We start from the raw sequence: 21,646 nt of genomic DNA on the forward strand, positions 1-21,646 counted from the left end.
TTACTTTAGCAGCTAATGCCGTGGCTAGTAACGCATGGATATGCCGGAATCCGACCACCATCACTCGTGCGCTCCTGGCTTGTCTTGGTAGCCACCCAGCATTAGAAACACCACCACCGACAGCAAAGCGATGAGAATTGCAGCAGTGGTTAGCAAGATAGAGTGCGTGGTAGAGAATGCCGCCTTCGCGGCATTGATGAGTGCCTCCGCCTGATCTGCGGCCAGCCCTTGTGCCACAACGATGCTGTCGCTGATTGAGCGTGCGGCCTGTGCACCGAGGGCTGGATCCAAGGGTGACGGCAGCGCGATGGTGTTGGTGTACACGCTGGCCATGAAAACCCCGAACAGGGTGATGCCGAGCCCGCTGCCCAATTCATAGCCAGTGGCTTCCAAAGAGCCTGCAGCCCCTCCTTTACTGGCGTCCACTGCCCCCATAATAGCAATCGAAGAAGCGGTCAGACCGATGCTAAGAGTTAACCCCAGCACGGCCAACGCTGTTGGTACGGTCCAGTCAGGTGCGTGGAAGTCAGCATGTGCCATATAGGCCAAAGCAGCTGCCGCGAACGCCATCGACATACTAGCAACCAGCCGCAAGCCAAACCGGTTGGACAAGTAACCGGCAACGGGCCCACCGACTGCTGCGGCCGCCATGATAGGCACCATGAAAAGGCCGGCCTGCAGCGGCGTCTTGCCCAGCACATATTGGAGCTCTTGCGCCAGCGTCAGCTCGACGCCTGCCAGTGCGCCAGAAGCCACTAACGCCATCACCATGCCAGCGACGATGGCCGGATGGCGAAATAGCGATAAGTCCAGCATCGGCACCGGCGAGCGCAACTGGATACGTGTAAACCAAGCCAGCATCACTAATCCCAGGGAGAGCACTAATCCAGCCCGCCACAGCGGCTGTCCCGCTCCCATCCCAGACTTGGTGCCATAGACCACCGCGATGATGCCAACAAGCAGGATCAGGGCCTGACCGAACGCCCATTTGCCGGGTGTCGTAGCCTCGCGGCGCGGCAGCAGTGCATAGGCGACCGGCGCAACCACTAACATGATGGGCACATTGATGAGGAATACCGAACCCCACCAGTAATGTTCCAGCAAGGCGCCACCAATCAATGGGCCCACTGCTGCGCCTGCGGCCCCCACCGTTCCCCATAAGCCAAGCGCCATCGCACGCTCGCGCTCGTCTTCGAAGGTTTTGCGTATGACGCCCAGAACACAGGGCATGATCATCGATCCGCCAATGGCGAGCAGCACTCGGGCACCAATCAACTGGGCGGGTGTCGTTGAGAAAGCCGCCAGTAGTGACGCCACCCCGAACACGAAAAGCCCGGTCAGCAACACACGGCGTGTACCGACGCGGTCAGCCAGGGTGCCCATCGGCACCAGCATGCCCGCCATCAACAACGGATAAATATCGATGATCCACAGCACCTCAGTACCAGTGGCACCCAGTGCTGGCGTCAGCACAGGTACCGCGACGTGCAGAATCGTCATGTCGATGACAACAGGCAGGAACGCCAGCATGACGGCAAACAGCACTAGCCAACGTTGTGGGATAGCAGAAAGCATTAGACACTTAACTCCTAAATAATGGATGTAACTTCCAACGCTGCCACTGGCAGGACGGCTGGCACAGAGAGCGCCGACAGCGTTAGCACGACAGGCAAAAGCCTGTCACCGCATGGCCATTAAGGTGCCTTGCCGTTATGAGCTCTCCAGCCACTAACTCGCTCCTGAAGGCCCATTACGAAAACGAAGAACACCGGGACGAAGAGGATGACCAGCAGCGTCCCACTGACCATACCGCCGAACACCCCCGTACCTATCGCATGCTGAGTTTTGGCGCTGGCGCCAAACGCGACCATCAACGGCACTACCCCCAAACCGAAAGCGAGTGAGGTCATAAGAATCGGACGCAGGCGCAGGCTGGCGGCTTCCACCGCGGCCTCCATCAGCCCCTTACCTTGCCCACGCAACTGTTTTGCGAACTCAACGATCAGAATCGCATTTTTCGCAGACAATCCGATCACGGTGACCATACCGACTTTGAAGAAAACATCGTTAGGCAGGTCACGCAGCAACATGGCGGCCACCGCCCCCAGCAACCCCAGCGGGACAACCAGTATGACCGATAGCGGAATGGTCCAGCTTTCGTAGAGAGCGGCTAACACCAGAAACACCGCCAGGATTGACAGCGCAACAAGCATGGGTGCCTGGGCAGCGGACTGGCGCTCCTGAAGGGACTGCCCCGTCCAGGCCACGGCGAAGCCGGGCGTAAGTTGCTGCGCCAGACGCTCCATTTCAGCCATCGCGTCACCGGTGGAGGCGCCCGCAGCCGCACTCCCGGAAATGCTGGTGGCGGGATAGCCCAGATAGCGCACCATTTGTAGCGGTGTTTCGTCCCACACTGGGGTAACTACCTCTGACATGGACACCATGCCTCCCCTGCTATTACGCACGTGAAGCTTGAGCACGTCGCCGACCTGCATGCGTGCCGACGCATCCGCTTGCATAATCACCTGCTGCATCCGCCCCTCATTCGGGAAATCGTTAATGTATGACGACCCCATCGCAGTCGACAGAATTTCGCTAATGTTGGCGAACGATACCCCGAGCGCTTCGGCTTTTTGACGATCAATATCAAGACGAATGCTCGCACCTTCCGGAAGGCCGTCGGAATAGACGTCGCTGACCACCTTGCTCTGCGCCGCCAGTTCCAGCAGCGTCGTCTCGGCAGCCTTAAGGGCGGCCGCCCCCTGGTTGCGTCGATCCTGCAAGAACATCGTAAAGCCGGACTTGGTACCCAATTCATCAATGGCCGGCGGCAACATGCTCATCACCGTCCCTTCGTTTAGTTGACTCATTGCCTGCTGAACCCCTTCCGCTTCACTCGCCGCCGTGGCGCCGTCGCGTTGCCCCCACTCCTTTAGCGTGGTGAACGTCAGCGCCGTATTCGCGCCGGATCCCGAGAATCCAAACCCCAAAATAGACATATTGCCATCCACTGCAGGGCGCGCCATGACGTAAGACTCATACGCCTTGACGATATCCAAGGTACGCTCAGTGGTCGCATTGGCGGGCAACTGGATACTGGTCATGAAATAGCCTTGATCCTCTTCCGGCAAAAAAGCCGAAGGTAACTGGCGCAAAGCGATCACCAGCACGCCTACGATGACCACAAACACCAACATGAATCGACCGCTGCGAGCGACGAGTCGCCCCACACGCGATTCGTAACGGGCGGTCATGCTTTTAAGCGCCCGGTTGAACCAGCCGAAAAAGCCGCTTTTGTCGTGGTGACCCGGCTTAATGGGCTTGAGAAGGGTTGCACATAGCGCCGGTGTCAACGTCAACGCCAGAAACGCTGAGAACAAAATCGAGACCACCATCGTCAGCGCGAATTGCTTATAGATCACACCGACCGAACCACTTGAGAAAGCCATCGGGATAAACACCACCGTCAATACCAGAGTGATACCCACCACCGCGCCAGTGATTTCCTTCATTGCCTTGATAGTGGCGTCCTTTGGCGACAGTCCCTCTTTGGCCATGATGCGCTCAACGTTTTCGACCACCACGATCGCGTCATCGACGATGATGCCAATCGCTAACACCATACCGAACATCGTCAAAACATTGATTGAGAAACCTGCCAGCAGCATCACCGTGAAGGTTCCCAACAACGCAATCGGCGCGACCAGTGCGGGAATCAGCGTGTAACGGATGTTCTGTAGAAACAGCAACATCACCAGGAAAACCAGTACCATCGCCTCGATGAGGGTATGGATGACCTTCTCGATAGAAATTTTAACGAACGGGGCCGTATTAAAGGGGATCGATGAACTCATGCCCGCGGGTAGAGCCTCATTTAACTCAGCCAAACGCGCCTGCACACTTTCCGCCGTGCGGACAGCGTTGGCACCGGGAGCCAGCTGTATAGCCGCCGCGGTCGCTGGCTGGCCATTCTCACGATTGGAGAAGCCGTAGGATTGGGCACCCAACTCGACTCGCGCCACATCGCCCAGCACCACGTTGGAGCCGTCGACATTAGTGCGAAGTACGATAGCGGCGAACGCTTCCGGCGTATTCAATTGCCCCTGTGCGGTCAACAACGAGGACACCTTTTGGCCTGGTAACGCCGGAGACGCACCGATGCTACCCGGCACAATCTGTGCGTTCTGCTCCATAATCGCGGTCGAGAGATCATTCACCGACAAGCCGAAAGCCATCAGCATCTCCGGCTCTATCCAGATTCGCATCGCCTGCTCAGCACCGAACAACTGAACACGACCGACACCGTCAATACGGCGCAGCTCTTCGACGATATTGCGCGCCATATAATCGTTCAGGGCAAGCTCATCAAAGCGCCCATCCTCAGAATTCAGCCCCACGATCATCAGAAAACTGGATGACGCTGACTCTACGCTCAGCCCATCCTGACGCACCACCTGTGGTAACCGAGGTTCGACTGCCTTGAGTCTATTCTGCACATCCACTTGGGCCAGCTCTGGATTCGTCCCGGGCTTGAATGTGGCGATGACAGAAGCCGATCCAGAAGCGTCGGCCGACGACTCGAAGTACAGCAGGTTCTTGACGCTGGATAGTTCGCGTTCGATGAGACTGAGCACCGCATCGTTCATGGTCTGCGGTGTGGCGCCGGGATACGTTGCGGTGATGGTCACCGAAGGGGGTGCTACCGAGGGGTAGTGAGCAACCGGCAACTGCGGAATGGCGAGCACGCCCAACAGGATGATAAACAGCGCGACCACCCATGCGAAGACTGGGCGCTGGATGAAGAACTGGGGCATTGCGGATACTCCTAGAACTTAGTGAGAGGATGCCGCTGAGGCGTTGAGAGGCATAGGCATGTTCCAATCAGTCGCGCTGACCTCGCCCCCATCCGCCAGTCGCTCTATACCCTCGACGACGACCTTCTGCCCTTCTGTCACTCCCGTTTTCACCCGATAACGACCGTTCGCCAATTCACCAAGCTCAACTGAGACCATCACCGCCTTGTCGCCGGCACCAATCAACCACACGTAAGGCTTACCGCCAATGCGCACCACGGACTGTTGCGGCACCGTCAACGCAGCGCCATAGCTTGCATACGGCACGCGGGCACGTACAAACATACCGGGCAACAGGCGCCGTTCAGGGTTGTCTACGAGGACTCGCAGTAAAATGTCACCTGTACTGGTGTCCACATTGATTCCCGAAAAAAGAAGGTGTCCAGTCACATCGTAGGGTGTGCCGTTGCTGCCGAGGATAGTGACCGGTAAGCCACTGTCGAGGGAGGGTTGCGCCGCCATCGCGTCTTGAAGCGAGTCGAGCGAGGAAGCCGAGCGCTGAACATCGACATAGACTTTATCGATCTGCTGAACACGGGCCATGGGCGTACTATCGCTGCTGGCCACCAGCGCTCCCTCCGTTACCAACGCCTGATCAATTCGGCCTGCAATGGGGGACGCCACCGTGGAGAATTCCAAGTCAAGGCGGCGGCGCGACAGCGTGGCACGCGCTTGGGCCACCTCAGCGGCGGCTTGCTGACTGTTGGAGACGGCATCGTCATACGCCTGGCGACTCACCGACTGCCCCCTGACCAGCGACTCCAACCGGGCTGACTGCGAACGGGCATGCGCAAGCTCGGCTTCAGCCTTCTGCAAAGCGGCTTCTGCCGTTTCCACCTCCGCGCGAAACGGCGCTGGGTTGATTTCGAATAGTGACTGCCCCGCACTCACGTCGGTTCCTTGTTCGAAAAGGCGGCGTTGGACAATCCCGCTGATCTGCGGACGAATTTCCGCCACTTGAAAAGGCACGACCCGAGCCGGCAAGTCTTCGGTCAGCTCCAATCTAACAGGCTCCAAAGTCACAACAGAGACTCGGGCAGGAGGCGGCGCGACTGCTTGCTCAACTGGACCGCAGGCGGTTAGCACGGTTAGCAGCAAGGCACAGAAGCCACCGTTACGGTAAAAGGGGCCGATCGTCATGGATAGTTCCTTCAGGCATAGTCCTTCATGCATAGCTCTTCATGAATAGCTCTTCATGCACAGCTCTTGCAGAAATAGACAAATATTTGCCTACTAATAGAATTGAAGGGGACTATATCGCTGTAGCGTGGTATTCACGTCGACGGTATGTGTAGATATGATGGAGAATACAATGAATGTTTCATTAGGCACTTACATGTCCAAGACTCATCAGTCGCCCAGCTCTTCTCCTGCCCTACAAGCACTGGTTCTCATAGTCGAAGACGAGCCTGAGATCGCTGATATTCTTCAGGCTTATCTGAAACGAGCAGGCCTCCGAACCATCTACGCAGAAGATGGACGCAAAGCATTGGAAATGCACTTGTCGATGAAACCCGATCTCGTCTTACTTGATGTAATGATGCCTAAAATGGATGGTTGGCAGGTGCTGTCAGAGGTTCGCCATCGTGGTGAGACGCCCGTCATCATGTTGACCGCCATGGATCAGGATATCGATAAACTGATGGGTTTGCGTTTTGGTGCCGATGACTACGTCGTCAAGCCGTTTAACCCTGCCGAGGTCGTCGCACGCACTCAGGCAGTGTTAAGGCGCACCATGGCTGATGCCAGCCACCAATCCCATGTACTTAGGGTTTTCCCCTTTGAGATCGACCTGGAACAACACGAAGCCTTCGTCCAAGTGGGTGGAGACTCGCACAGCCTTGCGTTGACGCTCACAGAATTCAGATTGCTGGCGCACCTTGCGCGCGCGCCCAAAAAAGTGTGCACCCGCGCTGAGCTGTTAGCCACCTGCCTACCCGAGGGCGAGGCGCTTGAGCGCACTGTCGACAGCCATATAAGTAAGCTGCGTAAAAAACTGGAAGACGTCGATGTGAGAGGCATACCCGTTGGTATACGTGGCGTTGGGTATCGGCTGTGGGGAACAGAATGAAACTCATCGGATTGAGCCGCACAATCGCGTTAACCATGGCAGCGATGGCTTTTGGGATAACGCTGCTAGTCGTGGTGACCTCTTATGTGTTCTATTTCATTGCCTTCCATTTTTGGCAGGGGTCGATTAACGATCCAAGCATGTTTCCGGCTGGGCCAGAGTGGGCTTGGCTCATTATCACAACGTTGATTGGTTTGACGTTCGCCGTGATAGTAGGTATTCACTTGGCGCGTCGCATTCTGGTACCCCTAAACTCCGTAACAGCAAGCATCCGTCGCGTCGCGCAAGGCGACCTGGACGCACGCGCCACTACGGGTGATCGCTCGTTAGGTGAGGCCGCTGTGTTAGCCAACGACTTCAATGCCTTGGCAGATCAATTACAGCGTATGTCCAAGGAAATGACTTTCTGGAACGCAGCTATTGCTCATGAGCTGCGTACACCGGTTACTATTTTACGCGGACGCCTGCAAGGCTTGGCAGAAGGCGTATTTCCCCCCGAAAAATCCCAGTTTCTGAGTCTCCTTACCCAAATCGATGGCATGGCACAATTGATTGAAGACCTTCGCGCCGTAAGCTTAGCCGAAAGCGGTCATCTGAACCTTGAGATCAAGCAATGTGACCTTTCTGCTGAAATTGAATCAGTCGTTGAGTTTTGTAGGCATGCTCTGAATGCATCAAAACATTATCCAATCTTTGATCTGCAATCGGGCACCGTGTACTGCGACCCAGTTCGTATCCGTCAGGCGTTGCTTGCGTTGCTGGAAAACGTTCGCCAGCATGCATCACCAGGGTCGCTTATCATCGAAACGCGCCAGGATGATGGGTGGTGTGTTTTACGTGTTATAGATACCGGCCCAGGCATACCGCAGGAATATGCTTCTCAGATTTTCAAGGCATTTCGGCATGCGCGAGACGTTGACAGTGGTATGCCAAGAGACAAGCAAGGAAGTGGACTCGGATTGGCGGTAGTCGCGGCGATTGCAAGAGCCCACCATGGCGAGGCCAGATGCTACCCCTCTGATGAAGGTGGATCTTGTTTCGAATTGCGCTGGCCCACCCCATCACATAGTGCGTGATTTTTGAATGAACCAGCTTCTCATCTTTTAAGCCCTGCGCCCTATAAAGACCCGACCCACAAAACAGGCATCTCCCAAGTAAGCACCGCTCAACGCACGCAAACCATCACTACAAGCACCATGGTCAGCAGTAGCAGATACACCCTGGAATGAATACGATCAGGAATGCGCCCGATCCAGGTCGATGCTAAGCGGATACCGAGCCACGAGCCCACCGCCAGTACCAACAAGGCGCCCAGATCCACATAACCGGCATACCAGCCCCCCCACGCGGGGTGATTTGCCGACAGCAACACATACGTCGCGCTGCCACTCACCGCCATGGGCAACGACAACGGATTGGCCATGGCAGTGGCCGCCGTCATACTCGCGCCTCTACGACGCATGAGCGGTACGGTCATTACACTACCGCCCACGCCTAGCAAGGCAGCCACTGCACCAATCAATGTCCCCGTCATCGCCGTTACCCCACGCCCCATAGGACGCACATCACTCTCCGACTGATGCAGAAAACCAGGCCGCAGAACGGCATCCGCAATCGTGATGCTCAGATAGCCGATGAATGCCCAGCGCACCCACTCGCCACTTAACGACACGGCAGCCGCCGCGCCAAGCACAGCGCCCACGGCGATATAGCCGACCAGCGGTCGCACCAGGTGCCATCGCACGGTCTTCCGTTGATGGTGGCGCCATGTGGACAGGGAAGCAGCAAACACCATCAACGCCGTCGAGGTAGCCACTGCAATATGCATGGCCGCCTGACCGATACCACTATCCGGCCCATGGACGGTAATCAGCTGGATATACAGCAAAGGAACCACCACGAACCCACCACCAAAACCGAACAACACGGTGGTCACTCCCGCCAACCCGCCACAAACTAGCAATACGCTATACACCGGCACTCTCCTGATGAAACGAAACAGCAGGCACTATATGCTGGCGAGGTTTGGCCGACATTCGTCATTCGGACAACCATCAACGCGTTTCAGCCAGGTTCACGCTTATGCTCAATACGCCGCTGTCAGAGGTGGATCATGTAGCAAGACCCGTGGTGGCCATCGGTACTGACTACTGTTCCGGCACCCTCCTCGACTTTCATACCCACCGCCGCGCCCAGTTTCTCTATGGCATGACCGGCGTGATGGAAGTCAATACGGATGACGGCACCTGGATGGTGCCGCCTTACAGCGGCGTCTGGCTACCGGCGGGCAAGCGCCATCAAGTGCGCATGAACGAGGTGAGCACCCGAAGTCTGTATATCGAGCCCCACGTCGCACCACGCGCTTCGCCCAGCTGCGAGGTGCTGGTCGTGACACCCCTCCTACATCACTTGCTGCTGGCTTCCGCCCACATCCCCGCACTCTATGAGGAAAACGGCCGCGACGGCGCCCTGGCGCAACTACTTCTCTACGAACTGGAACAGGCTCAGGCCCTGCCACTGTTTGCGCCCCTCCCTCATGACCTTCCGCTCGCCAGCCTGTGCAGAGCATTCCTCGGCCAGCCGAACATTCACTCCCTTCCCGAAAAGTGGGCTCAGCAGTTGCATTGCAGTCAACGCACTTTCAATCGCCTGTTCCGCCAGCAAACCGGACTCTCCTTTGGCGTATGGCGCCAGCAGGCCTGCCTGATGGCGGCTATTCCCAGGCTGCTATCCGGCAGCTCCGTTACCCGAACCGCACTGGAACTTGGCTACGACAGCCCAGCCGCTTTCTCCAGCATGTTTCGCAAGGTGCTTGGCCAATCCCCTACCGCTTTCGTCCAAGCGACTAGCCGCCAACGGGAGGAGTAGCAAGCATAGTTTGTTCAGAGGTTAGCGAGATGTGCTGGTGCTTCCAGCAGGAATTGTGCATTCCAGCGTAGCGTCGGACGACGACTCCTACATGGTCGGCGCTTAGCCACCGGATCCACCGGAACAATATCCAGAAATAAAGCGCGGCGACCCCGCGCGGCTTGCGACAGCACAGGCGCGGGTGGCTTGCGTAGCCTTACCAAAAGAATCCCCGGTAGGCGGGCCACTGGCATCACTTTGGGGAAAGGGCTCTTAGAGAGCCAAGCTCTGCCCACGGCCTATTCGGATCACATATTGAGCCGATTAGGCTTTGTATTCGGCTCAAGATCATTTTCTAGAGTGATATGAGTGAACCGATACGCGAGTGAGTACAATATGGCGGGCATTCAGATGCCTGATACACACGTCACGGCCCGCACCTATTCGGAATGCGCCTTCTTGGAAGGAATGAAGTGCAGAATACCCACAACAACCGAGCCCACCAAAAAGCCAATCACCGCAGAGCACAGCGTATTGAAGCTCCAGCCCAGTATGCCGCCCAACGCACCGGTTGCCTCGCTAATGCTATGCTCAATATGGTGTACCCAATCATAGGGCGCGTTGAACCAACCCGTTCCATCGGCGCCCAGGTTGGCCATCAGGATATGCCCGCCCACCCATAGCATGGCGACGGTGCCCACAACCGCGATAGTCGCCAGCACCTTGGGCATAGCAGTCACCAGACCACGGCCCAGCTTCTGCACGCCCGAGCTATCCCGCTTAGCGAGTTTCAGGCCGAAATCATCCATTCTGACCAACAGCGCCACCACGCCATACACCAGAATAGTGATAACAAACGCAACCACGATCAGGCTCACCATCTGTGACCAGAACCCTTGATGCGCAACAGAAGAAAGCGCGATCACCATAATTTCGGCGGATAGAATCAGGTCAGTCCGCACGGCACCACTCACGATCTTCTTCTCGGCTTCCGGCCCCTTTTCCACCGAAGGTTTTTCTTCATCATGGCCCCCGGAGAGCTTATGCCAGACCTTCTCCGCGCCTTCAAAGGCCAGGTAGGTGCCCCCCACCATCAGAATGATCGGCAATAGCACGGGCAAAAAGTGGTTCAGCAGTAGCGCCACTGGCAGGATGAAAACCAGCTTATTGCGGATCGACCCCAGCGCGATCTGCTTCACAATCGCCAGTTCACGCTCCGCTGCCACCCCCTGCAAATATTGTGGCGTCACGGCCGTATCATCGACCACCACCCCGGCCGCCTTCGCCGTCGCACGCCCAGCAGCGGCACTCACATCATCCAGTGATGCTGCGGACAACTTCGCCAATGCGGCAATGTCGTCCAGTAATCCTATCAAGCCGCCTATGGCCATGGACGTTTCCTCCGTGAATAACAGTTAAAGATAGTAAAGCACATAGCGGGTGGGGCAAGTTGCCTCGTTTGCTTCAAGATTCCGATCTGTTCACCTTACCCTAGCAGCCCTTCCAGCTCATGACGTTGCTGAGCATGCTTGTCGGCATTTTCGTTTTTCAGCTTTTCCAGGTTGATAAGTTTCCAGCGTACGGCAGGCAGATCCGCCGCTCGAGGGCGATCAATAGCATCAAAATCGGGCGTACCGTCATGCAGGCTCATTAGGAATCGCTTGGTGTTCTCATCGAAGCGGGATTGAATATCTGCAATCAATCGGTTACGGGTGTCCAAGAGCTCTTGGAGACTGACAGAAGCTCTGGTCATTCCCTCAAATTCTTGAGTATAAGGCTGATCAAGTTTGATGAGATTCGGATTCAGCAACTCATGCGCGGGGCGCGGCGAGCTCGCAATATAGATCAGAAAAGTGCGAAATAGATCATCCGTTAGGCCTTCGTTATCGTAAAGCAGCTTCACATCATAAAGGTCGCGCGGATGCTGACGGTCAACGGCTGCGTTCAACTTACCGCCGAACAAATCTTCGAAGGAGACAATCTGCATCTCTGCATAGCCGAACTCATCCTCAACAGCTTCAGAGACGGAAAGCGTTTCAGGATCATGAACGACGCCGCGTGTAACTGGAGAGGTTTCGATCTTGATCTCTACGCCACCCATGCGGGCAAGAAGACGAGTGGCGCCACCGCCGCCGCCCTTGATACGTTGTGTTTTGGCACCAACGATACCGCCTTCAATGGCACACGCAATGCGATCCATAGCGTCGTTGATTTCGGAAAGGCTGTCATTCCTATCTTTAACCGGAAGGTAGGTCAGGTCGATATCGACCGACAAACGCGGAAGATCACGATAGAACAGGTTGATCGCTGTGCCTCCCTTCAGCGCGAATACATCTTCCTTCGCCACATGCGGAAGAATGCGCACAAGGAGTGCGACCTGCGCTTCATAGGTTTCACGCGCCATCTTCTGCCTCCGCCTTTACAAACGCTTCAGGCACCATAATCCGATAAAGTGGATGTATCTTGCCCCCTTTTACCAGTGCACGGTCGCCACTCCCAAGATTGAATGCTGCTGGATCAAGGCGCTTGCGCCAGGGATGGTCGTGGCGATCGGCAAAGACAAAGAACAGCCGCTTTACCTTGATCTTCTTGCAACTGTGCAGCAACGCCGACAGTAGTTTCGGCCGCAGTGTCGTCAAGCTCTCGAACACCATATCAAGGTTATGAAAACTCTCTTGGTCGGGCAACTCGTCCATGGCTTCCATAATCGCCCGTTCAGGTGCCGACATATTAAGCGTCCAGTCCCATGGCAGCGTGTCTTCGTCGTTGATATTGTTTCTGGCAAGCCCAAGTGACGGATCGGCGAACAGTAAGGTGCTGCGGGTGACGATGGGTGCGTTTAGTGGCAGTTTGCTGAGCCAGTTGGGTGTGACGTTGCCATATACCCAGATAGGCGCACTGCTACCCAGCCGCAGATAGTGATCGAAGCCCTGTTGGGTAAGTGCCGTTGTGCCACCGACATAGATGTCATAGCGCATCATATGCTGCATGGAGAGCAGGCAGGTTTTCCAATCGATTGTGGCCGACGTTGTTGCATTCGGCGCGGGGCGTCGGAAGACGCCGCGGTTAACGCGCTCCAGCCAGCCGTTATCGACGTATTTACGAGCAAGGAAACGGCTTACACCGTGGCGTTCAAGCCATGCGGTGTCGACCATGAATCCTGAAGGTATGGCTTCAAGCACTTTCTTTAGCTTTTCTTCTTTAAGTGTACTCATGGTTCACAAATTAGCACTTAACTAAATAATCTGTCATTAGTATCTTTAATAAAATCAAATTTTGTGTACTTTTAGCTCACCAATTATCTATCTTTTAAAGAACCACAGGAAGGCGATTTACCAGCTTAAGGCCCGCGCCTGCTTGTAGTCGCGATACGACTGGATTCCAGGAGCGCAGAGAAAACCCGACTCATCCAACAGTTCAATTTACGTCAGTTTGCCGGCATCAAATACATACGATACGGCAGCAAGACAAAACCAAAAGTGCCACCTACTTTAAATGTATGAATCTTCTGGAGATTAACAATGGTTCAACTAACGGGTGGCTGTCTCTGCGGTAAGATCCGAATCGTGGCCAATGGCGAGCCGCTCCGGGTAGGTATTTGCCACTGTATGGATTGCCGCAAGCATCACGGGGCGCTTTTGTATGCGGCCACCGCTTGCAGTAGGTCACTCTCGCAACAGATCAATAAAGGCCCGCAAGCTGGGCGGTACATGGCGGTTATTGGGGTAGTAAAGATACAGGCCAGCTATGTAAGGGCACCAATCCTCAAGCACCGTTACTAACGTCTCATCGCGAAGCGCTACGTGTGCATAAGGTTCAGGCACATAAGCGATGCCCAACCCCGCCACGGCCGCCTCTACCATCAGCTGGCTGCTATCCAGCGTCATGGCTCCCGGCACATCGACCACCACCTCTTGGCCGTGCTGCTGGAATTCCCAGCGGTAACGTTTGCCACTGGGCAGCCTCTGCCTGATGCATTGATGCAGGGCGAGCTGATCGGGCGTCTTAGGTATCGGCTTGCCCTGTAAATAACCAGGCGAGGCAACGGCAAGAAACCGCAGCTCTCCGCCGACAGGCACGGCAATCATATCCTTGGGAACAGCTTCCCTTAGCCTTATCCCGGCATCGAACCCTTCCTCGACAATATCGACCAGCCGCCCTTCTGCCACCAGATCAAGCTCGACATCCTGGTAAAGCGTTAGGAAGCGGGGCACGACACGCTCAAGCAACAGGCGAATCGCCGCTTCGCTAGCGTTAATCCTTAACCTCCCCGTGACCTTACCTTCAAGGCTTGAGGCTTCTTCCAGCAGAGTGTCCAGCTCGCCCAAGAGCGGGCCCAAACGCAAGAGTAAACGCTCACCACTCTCGGTCAACGAGACACTCCGCGTAGTTCGATGTAGTAGCCGCGTACCCAATCTGCGCTCAAGGGTTCGCAGGGTATGGCTTAGCGACGACCGACTAACGCCCATTAGATCAGCCGCACGGCGAAAGCTCTGGTGTTCAGCCACCGCTTTAAACGCCTTAAGGTCCGCTAACGTCGGCTTGCTCATTGGTGAACACCCCTCACTAACTTGTCTCAATTGTTGAGTATTCTATTAACAGTAATACTGGCCTAGCCTATCTCTCGCAACACTTAATCACTTCACGGGAGATAATAAATGGCTAAAACCTGGCTGATTACAGGCACCTCGACCGGCCTTGGCCGCCTGCTTACCGAACGCCTGCTCGAACGCGGCGACCGCGTGGTCGCCACGCTACGCCGACACGGTTCGCTGGACGACCTGCTGGCCAAGCATGGGGAGCGCCTTTACGTGGTGAACTTCGACGTGACCGATACGCAGGCAATGAGAAAGGGCGTAGCGCAAGCCTTTGCCGCCTTCGGTCGAATCGATGTGGTGGTCAGCAACGCAGGCTATGGCGTGTTTGGCGCCGCCGAAGAAGCCACGGATGAACAGATTGAGCGGCAGATAGCGACCAATCTCACCGGCTCGATTCAATTGATTCGGGCGGTGCTACCCCACCTGCGCGAGCAAGGAGGTGGGCGTATCGTGCAGGTATCGTCGGAAGGCGGTCAAATCGCCTACCCGTGTTTCAGCCTTTACCACGCCAGCAAATGGGGTATCGAAGGGTTCGTCGAGTCGGTCGCGCAAGAAGTCGCACCCTTTGGAATCGACTTCATCCTTGCCGAACCCGGCCCCACCGCCACCCAGTTCGGCGAGGCGCTGGACCGCACGCACCCCATGCCCGTGTATGAAGAAACACCCGCGGGCGAAACGCGCCGTGCGTTGGCGTCGGGGGCTTTCGCCATTAAAGGCGATGCGATTAAAACCGTGAACCGCCTCATCGACACCGCCGACCTACCCTCTGCCCCGTTTAGGCTGGCATTGGGCAGCACGGCCTATCACTCCATTAGCCAAGCGCTGACGCAAAGGAAGAATGAACTGGAGGCAAACAAACCGCTGACGCTGGCGGTCGATAAAGATGCGTTCATCGAATAGAGCGTGCCCTACACAGCGGAGAAAATGAGCCGATTAAGGTTGATAGTCAGCTCATGGACGATGGTATGGGCAAAAAGTTATTATCCAGCTAAATACTTTTCTTGCCGACTTCATGCACTTTCATCTTCTCTGACTGGACACGCTATGCATAATCTATGGATTCCCGTCGTCGCCATTTTCGCCGTTGCTGCCCTGGTATTCGGTAGCCAGGCCTACTCCGAGGCCCAGCGTGATGCCCACATCGCCGCGATCATAACGGAACGCCTCGACAGCCAGGCACCGACCGAGATCTTGAACCTGAAGCGAGTCAACAAGGGCTATGGGGTGTGCGGCGACTACGAGCTCTCAGGCGCCGAGTCCGGTCACTTCTACTACAACAGCGCCACCAAACGCCTAGCGCTGGGCACCGATGACCCGCTGTATCAAGACAACTGCGGGGGGCGTCTCTGAGGGTCTCTTAGAACCTTTTCACGATCTTTTGAGCGGTAAACGTCGCGCCATAATGGCCGCGCTTAGGGAATAGAACCGCACTGATTGCCGCTCTGACTGAGCCAGCGCGAATCAGCCCATCCAGTCTCTGTGGTGGTTGGTTAAACCACGCAGTTCAGCTTCCAACTGTTCACGGGGCGGCGCTTCAAAATGGACAGTAGGCCGATCAAGCCGCCCCGACACCACTTGCACCGAGTGAACGCCTCGCAGCTCGCCTGTCTATCTCGTGCTGAGGCGCAAACGATAGAGTAATGTCGCGCTCTTGTGGATGCAGCGAGTTCAATCGCGCGTCGTCAAGCGTTGAGCTCGTCTCCGCCGGGCAGCCACCACGGCCACTACCGCGACGCAAAGGATGGCGGCAACACCCGCCAGCACAAAATGGGAAAGACTGCTCAGCCGCTCAAAAAGTGGCGCGACTGCCTGACCACACACATAACCGAGCGTGACCCAGGCCGTTGACCAGATCAACGCCGAAAGAGCATTGAGTAGGATAAATCGTGGCCAAGGAAAGTTGGTCGTGCCGATGGTCACCGCACCGGCCATGCGTAGTCCGTAAAGGAATCGCAAGGAGAAAGCGAAAACGTTCGGGTTGGCGTTGAACGTCGTCAGTACACGCCCACCTGCTGCGCTACCCTGAACCGAACGAACGATAGCGCTATTGCGCCACCCATGTCCCAGCAGGAAGAATAGTTGATCCGCAAGGAAAGAGCCCAACGCAAGGGAGATGATAGCGGGCCAAAATCCGATCAGGTGCTGATGAGACATGATGCCGCCAAGCATCGCGACGCCTTCGCCCTCCAAGCTCGCCCCCACGAACAGGCCGAAGCTGCCATAATCGGCCACAAAATGGTCAAGCGTCATTTGCGTTCATCCATAAAGTTACCCCGGAACCGTGGGCGCCATATAAACGCCATCTCTATCGCGATTCGGGATGATGCGGAGGTTAAATAAGGCTTTTGGGCGGTAGGCAGCTTATTTAATCTGCGAGTCGCGTTCAACAGCAACTCAGCCCACAACAACCCGTAAAGCTGAACCAGCAACCCGTGATTGTCCTGCTAAATACTTTTCCTATTGGCATCATACACAACCACACCTACTCACTGGACACGCCATGCATAACCCATGGATACCCGTCGTCGCCATTTTCATCGTTGCAGGCCTGATATTCGGTGGCCAAGCCTACTCCGAGGCCCAGCGTGATACCCACATCGCCGCGATCATAACGGAACGCCTCGACAGCCAGGCACCGACCGAGATCTCGAACTTGAAGCGAGTCAACAAGGGCTATGGAGTATGCGGCGACTATGCGCTTTTACGCGCAGAGTCCGGTCACTTCCCCTACAACAGCGCCACCAAGCAACTAGCGTTGGGCACCGATGCCCCGCTGTATCACGACAAATGCTAGGGCGTCTCTGACTAACCCCTTGGAACCTATAGTTCTCAACAGGCAGCCCTAATCCACCACCACGGAGTAACGCGTGCTGCGCCCGCCGCCGGGAAGCTTAGAAAGGCAGCCTTTTTCCAGCAGCTCGGCTAAATCTCGCGTTGCGGTGGCTTTACTCACTTTGGCCAACGATTGGTACTTACGAGCGTTGATGCCCTGCTCAAACTCCTCCCCTGCCGTATCCAACAAACGATTCAGCACCTTGATTTGCCGTTCATTCATCACGGTGGTGGCATGTCGCTGCCAGAAGGTGTTTTTCATGAGTACACGGTCGATTCTTAACAGCGCTTGCTCAAGCGCCTCTTTCAGCGTGTCCAGAAACCACAACAACCACGGCGTAATATCAAGGCTGCCTTTCTGAGCGCTTTCAAGGTGATCGTAGTAAGCATGGCGGCGAGACATAATGGCTGCGCTCAAGGAATAGAAGCGGACGGATTGCCGTTCTGCTTGGGCTAGCGCGCGATCTGTCACCGCGCGGGTAACGCGCCCGTTGCCATCATCAAAGGGATGCAAGGTAATCAACCATAGATGGGTTATGCCAGCGCGAACCAGCCCATCAAGCCCCTGAGGCGGCTGGTTGAACCAAGTAATAAAGGCATCCAGCTCAGCCTCCAGCTGCTTACGGGGCGGTGCTTCAAAATGCACAATAGGCTGATCAATCCTTCCCGACCCTACTTGCATGGGGTGATCACCACGCAGCTCGCCTACACGTACATTGCCAAGCACGCCGGGGCCTTGCACAAAAAGCATGGACTGCCAGAGGCACAACTGTTCGCGGGAAAGCGGCTCATCCAATTGATGCGTGGATTGCAGCAACAGCTCGACCAGCGCTTCGGATTCGGGTGTTGTTCTGGCAGAGACACCGGCCTGCTCTAACCCCAACTGGCGAGCAACGGAAGACCTCACAGAGCCAACGTCCAGGCGCTCACCTTCGATTTCACTGGTACGAATAGCATTCTGGATTAGCGCATCCATCTCCACGTCCAGATCAGCCTGGCCGTGGACAGCCTCGGTTTTACCCAACACCCGGCCTTGCAGTAGCCGCACGGCATCCAACGTAGGCCGAAGTACAGATTCGTCCCACTCAAAATGCGGCCAATGTCGCTGTTCCCAGATATACATGAGCCGACTGCCCACCTATTCAGATCATATTATGAGCCGATTATGGATTATATTCGGCTCATGGGCTAGTGATGCAACTTTGATAGGCTAGTTATGGAACAACTAGTGGTAACTGTGTCTGCTTTAAAATCCGAATAGCGTCAATTGCGAGCCGCTTCGGATAGGATTTTGTCACTGTATGGATTGCCTAAAGCATAATGATGCACTTTTCTTTGCAGCTCTATGCAGCTGCCGATTGCCCCAAACAAGCAGTCATTATCGAAGGTGAAGCGCACCACTACCAAGGGCGCTATTTCTGCCTAGTATGAGGTTCATCAATTTTGGGTTAGTGAGGAATAAATGGAAAATAATCTACGCACACGGGATACAAATAATTAGTTGGATCCAGTGCGCGCGCATTATGGCATTCACTTTGGACAATGCCCGTCATAATACCTTGTTATTAACACAAGAAAACAATAACTAAAAATTATCGACTAAAGCAAAACCTATACGGTTTAAAATAAGATATTCATAAAATCCTATCTTATAAGGTCATTGGGATCATCCCAGTCATCAAGATAACTATCTTCGTAAAGACCAGCTTCAAAATCGCTTAGACTACTGTAATTATTAAAAATCTCTAAATGTCTTGGCCTTTTACTCTTAGTAGTGTTTTTTATCATAGCATCGAGTGTTATACGAGCTCTTTTTACACTTCCATATTTATTATAACAATTTTCTATCAAAGAACAAAAATCATTTTCTTGAGCATATAAGCATAGAGCCCCCCTCCACCAATCATCAAACAAAAGATCAAGTATATCTACTTCTCTATTAGAACTAATTTCTTCTGAAGCCAAATGTTCTTGATACCTAAAATGCCCAAACGTGTAGCTATCCGAATGAGAATCGTAAATAATAACATTACAAGGATCAATTAAATCAACAACGCAACTTTCCAACAATTGCTTATTAAAACTTTCACCAAAATCAGATTTTATATATTTTATAATTTCGTCTTTCTGCATACTCCTTACACCTTTTTTATGCATATAAAATGCTATTTTCTTTGCGCATCGTCTAAGCATATCGCTAGTATTTTTTTGTCTATTTATTTTTTTATGAACATCATAATCTCCAGTTAACAAACGCAATCTTTGCGAATATATTTCATTTTCTGTAGAAGGTGCATCAATACCTTTTTCTACTAATGAACAAGTTATAGTCGCTAAAAGTGGAGTTCTTATATTTTCAAATATATCTTTTTTCTCTATAGCACTAATTAATTTATTGGCTTGAGCACTATCATCAAACCATCCATTAATAAATCTTATAAGTTGAGGCTTCGTAAACGGGAGTAACGTTATACCTAAGAAACTTATATCTTTCAAATAACTTACGCAGTCTCTACTTGATACTATCAACTGAAGATTAGGCTTTTTTGACTTCAAACTAGATATTTCTAAAAGTATATTAGGAATAGTATTATAAACCTCATCCAGACCATCTAGAATTAGAGTCCCGCCTAGCGAAAAAATATTATTTACTTCTCGAATATTTTCTTTATTGACAATTAGACTTTTGCTCATAAGAACTAATGAGGCTATTAAACTATTTTCTAAAATAGTTACACTTTTATTTGATTTTAAAAAACTATTATATTTAGAAACCAAGCTATTGAGTGGAACATAAATAACTTCAGGCTTGTCTTTTTTAGCATACCTACTTGCATACATTTTTAAGGTTGTTGTTTTACCAACTCCTGCTCCCCCGTATATAGCAATATCATGTTTAGTTTCAAATACATCATGGGGAGAAATTGATACTCGATCCTTACCTGACGCACTAACTTTAAAGTCTACTGCTTCATTGAGAAAGCTTTCACTACTTCTAATATGCGATAAAAAAGATAATGAGCTTTCTATCTCTGAAAGAAAATCCTTCAAATCTAGAAAATTCATAACTCGATTATTAATATCTTCAACTCCATTAAGATATCTTTCTCTTATAGATTTAACTCTATCGTCAATCACTTTAAAATCAATTTCCAGCTTATACAAAGGAGCAGGTACTTTTTGATCTTTAAAAAAATTCAGCTTTTCGCCAAGTGAGTTTCTTTTAGACAAAAGATCAACAAACACATCTAGCTCTTTATAAAAAACTATCGACTCTTCTTTTTTACTTATTTCAAATTTTAAATCAACACATTTATTTGAATCATAAAAAAACTCAATTTCAGAAATAATTTTCGATCTTCTTTTATATTCATTTTCCTCAAGACTAAGCCTTTCAATTTTACCACTAAAATTCAGCTCTTCTTTTTGCTCTTTAATTTTAGACTGCAATTTATTGTTTAAATCTAATATTTCTTTTTCTATTGAATCAACCTCCTGAATTATATTTTTATTTTCTATGGATTCATAATCCTCCTTCCACTTTTCAAAAACACTCTCTATCTCAGACACATCTTGTGTCAATACAGAAATATTATGGCTCTCTTTCAGCAATAAAATTTCTTTTCTTGTCACCCCCCATGAATCTTCAAATATATTTATCGTATCTTTGACAAGAACAACATTTAAGTGAAGAAGAAGATTGCTATCAAAGTAGCCTACAAAAAAACTTAAATCACTATAGTAGTCGTTAAAAATAACTTTATTCTCACTTTTGAGCGCTTGTAGCAACTCTTCATTATTATCTAGCCTAGTGGAATACTGAGTTAACTTTTCGCCCATTGGAAGAAGCTTTTCAAGAAGCTCTGGCTTATAATCTCTTATATCATTGATTATTTGCACTCCATCATAAGGTCGCACCTCTATTGGCAAACCTATCATCTGAGACATTACTTCATCAAGAAACCTAGTCTTTATTTGCTCAGGGCATGCTAAATAAACGAGATTAGGCTTTAACTCATTTCCTTCATTATCTTTTACAGTTGTAGTACAGCACTGTCTCAATTGATGTACTAATGAGGTAAACTTCGCGCCATCAAACGTTTTCTGAGAATTGCCTATTTTTTTAGATTGAATATAAACTACAAACATTTCTTTCATAGGCGGTATACGTCGCTGAGCTATTAAATCTTTACCTTTTTCGTATGGCCCACCATTAAATTCTACTCTTTCGTAACCCATTGCCTCAAAAAGAGGCTTTAATATTTCTTTAGTAAACTCATCTTCACCTAAAGCAACTAGTGACTCCAAAATTTTTCCCATTACAAAACACCTAAAATCATTTTTATAGAGCTCTGATACTACTCAAAAACTGTGGATAAATTAATATATCAATAAAAATAAAAAAACCCGCCTAGGCGGGTTTATAAAGCAAAGAGCTAGCGAGT

General features: G+C 52.4%; 18 protein-coding genes. 7 read left to right on the plus strand and 11 right to left on the minus strand.

The genetic code is table 11. The features are described 5' to 3' along the window. Positions 1-60 precede the first annotated feature (60 nt). The 3 genes from ACT3TF_RS08835 to ACT3TF_RS08845 form a co-directional block, all read right to left on the minus strand. Complete coding sequence (locus ACT3TF_RS08835) at positions 61-1,575, minus strand: MFS transporter (RefSeq protein WP_441686501.1); 1,515 nt, start codon at positions 1,573-1,575, stop codon at positions 61-63. Positions 1,576-1,694: 119 nt separating this feature from the next. Further along, a complete protein-coding gene (locus ACT3TF_RS08840) occupies positions 1,695-4,814 on the minus strand; it encodes a multidrug efflux RND transporter permease subunit (protein WP_444672050.1) in 3,120 nt (1,039 codons plus the stop codon). A gap of 18 nt (positions 4,815-4,832) precedes the next feature. Beyond that, positions 4,833-5,993 (minus strand): efflux RND transporter periplasmic adaptor subunit, encoded by a 1,161-nt coding sequence (locus tag ACT3TF_RS08845; RefSeq protein WP_444672051.1) that lies wholly within the window; start codon positions 5,991-5,993, stop codon positions 4,833-4,835. A gap of 172 nt (positions 5,994-6,165) precedes the next feature. On the opposite strand from ACT3TF_RS08845, the gene ACT3TF_RS08850 reads away from it, so the two are divergent. Then, positions 6,166-6,924, plus strand: coding sequence for a response regulator (locus tag ACT3TF_RS08850; RefSeq protein ID WP_444672052.1), 759 nt, complete (start codon positions 6,166-6,168; stop codon positions 6,922-6,924). Continuing rightward, positions 6,921-8,000 (plus strand): ATP-binding protein, encoded by a 1,080-nt coding sequence (locus ACT3TF_RS08855; RefSeq protein WP_096281926.1) that lies wholly within the window; start codon positions 6,921-6,923, stop codon positions 7,998-8,000. Before ACT3TF_RS08850 ends, ACT3TF_RS08855 begins: the two co-directional genes overlap by 4 nt. An 89-nt stretch (positions 8,001-8,089) precedes the next feature. Here the strand turns inward: ACT3TF_RS08855 and ACT3TF_RS08860 are convergent, their stop codons facing one another. Further along, complete coding sequence (locus tag ACT3TF_RS08860) at positions 8,090-8,899, minus strand: sulfite exporter TauE/SafE family protein (RefSeq protein WP_096281927.1); 810 nt, start codon at positions 8,897-8,899, stop codon at positions 8,090-8,092. 50 nt (positions 8,900-8,949) lie between these two features. On the opposite strand from ACT3TF_RS08860, the gene ACT3TF_RS08865 reads away from it, so the two are divergent. Next, complete coding sequence (locus ACT3TF_RS08865; protein ID WP_444672053.1) at positions 8,950-9,792, plus strand: AraC family transcriptional regulator; 843 nt, start codon at positions 8,950-8,952, stop codon at positions 9,790-9,792. Between the two features lie 419 nt (positions 9,793-10,211). On the opposite strand, the gene ACT3TF_RS08870 is transcribed toward ACT3TF_RS08865, so the two are convergent. From ACT3TF_RS08870 to ACT3TF_RS08880, 3 genes are all read right to left on the minus strand, one after another. Next, a complete protein-coding gene (locus ACT3TF_RS08870) occupies positions 10,212-11,162 on the minus strand; it encodes a DUF808 domain-containing protein (protein WP_193063435.1) in 951 nt (316 codons plus the stop codon). 95 nt (positions 11,163-11,257) lie between these two features. After that, the gene (locus tag ACT3TF_RS08875) at positions 11,258-12,175 is read right to left on the minus strand and encodes a nucleotidyl transferase AbiEii/AbiGii toxin family protein (protein WP_096281930.1); all 918 of its coding nucleotides are present in this window, start codon (positions 12,173-12,175) and stop codon (positions 11,258-11,260) included. After that, a complete protein-coding gene (locus ACT3TF_RS08880) occupies positions 12,165-12,986 on the minus strand; it encodes a type IV toxin-antitoxin system AbiEi family antitoxin domain-containing protein (protein ID WP_096281931.1) in 822 nt (273 codons plus the stop codon). The genes ACT3TF_RS08875 and ACT3TF_RS08880 overlap by 11 nt, the downstream gene beginning before the upstream one ends. Positions 12,987-13,292: 306 nt before the next feature. Here ACT3TF_RS08880 and ACT3TF_RS08885 point away from each other — a divergent pair, with 306 nt between their 5' ends. Continuing rightward, positions 13,293-13,553, plus strand: coding sequence for a GFA family protein (locus tag ACT3TF_RS08885; RefSeq protein ID WP_442347253.1), 261 nt, complete (start codon positions 13,293-13,295; stop codon positions 13,551-13,553). Here the strand turns inward: ACT3TF_RS08885 and ACT3TF_RS08890 are convergent. Continuing rightward, complete coding sequence (locus tag ACT3TF_RS08890) at positions 13,437-14,321, minus strand: LysR family transcriptional regulator (protein ID WP_444672054.1); 885 nt, start codon at positions 14,319-14,321, stop codon at positions 13,437-13,439. The two genes, ACT3TF_RS08885 and ACT3TF_RS08890, sit on opposite strands and share 117 nt — an antisense overlap. Positions 14,322-14,429: 108 nt before the next feature. Here ACT3TF_RS08890 and ACT3TF_RS08895 point away from each other — a divergent pair, with 108 nt between their 5' ends. Both ACT3TF_RS08895 and ACT3TF_RS08900 read left to right on the plus strand, forming a co-directional pair. After that, a complete protein-coding gene (locus ACT3TF_RS08895; protein ID WP_444672055.1) occupies positions 14,430-15,269 on the plus strand; it encodes an SDR family oxidoreductase in 840 nt (279 codons plus the stop codon). 144 nt (positions 15,270-15,413) lie between these two features. Next, a complete protein-coding gene (locus ACT3TF_RS08900) occupies positions 15,414-15,719 on the plus strand; it encodes a hypothetical protein (RefSeq protein WP_444672056.1) in 306 nt (101 codons plus the stop codon). A 318-nt stretch (positions 15,720-16,037) separates the two neighbouring features. Here ACT3TF_RS08900 and ACT3TF_RS08905 read toward each other — a convergent pair whose 3' ends face one another. After that, positions 16,038-16,619, minus strand: a complete 582-nt coding sequence (locus ACT3TF_RS08905; RefSeq protein ID WP_444672057.1) for a DedA family protein — start codon at positions 16,617-16,619, stop codon at positions 16,038-16,040. A 250-nt stretch (positions 16,620-16,869) separates the two neighbouring features. On the opposite strand from ACT3TF_RS08905, the gene ACT3TF_RS08910 reads away from it, so the two are divergent. Further along, positions 16,870-17,163 (plus strand): hypothetical protein, encoded by a 294-nt coding sequence (locus ACT3TF_RS08910; RefSeq protein WP_444672058.1) that lies wholly within the window; start codon positions 16,870-16,872, stop codon positions 17,161-17,163. Between the two features lie 48 nt (positions 17,164-17,211). Here the strand turns inward: ACT3TF_RS08910 and ACT3TF_RS08915 are convergent, their stop codons facing one another. Together ACT3TF_RS08915 and ACT3TF_RS08920 are read right to left on the minus strand one after the other, a co-directional pair. Continuing rightward, the gene (locus ACT3TF_RS08915; protein WP_444672059.1) at positions 17,212-18,324 is read right to left on the minus strand and encodes a Fic family protein; all 1,113 of its coding nucleotides are present in this window, start codon (positions 18,322-18,324) and stop codon (positions 17,212-17,214) included. A gap of 521 nt (positions 18,325-18,845) precedes the next feature. Next, complete coding sequence (locus ACT3TF_RS08920) at positions 18,846-21,521, minus strand: NACHT domain-containing protein (RefSeq protein WP_444672060.1); 2,676 nt, start codon at positions 21,519-21,521, stop codon at positions 18,846-18,848. Positions 21,522-21,646 lie beyond the last annotated feature (125 nt).

This window comes from Halomonas sp. AOP25-F1-15, from assembly GCF_052378675.1.
In the GTDB taxonomy this organism is placed as follows: Bacteria; Pseudomonadota; Gammaproteobacteria; order Pseudomonadales; family Halomonadaceae; genus Vreelandella; species Vreelandella casei.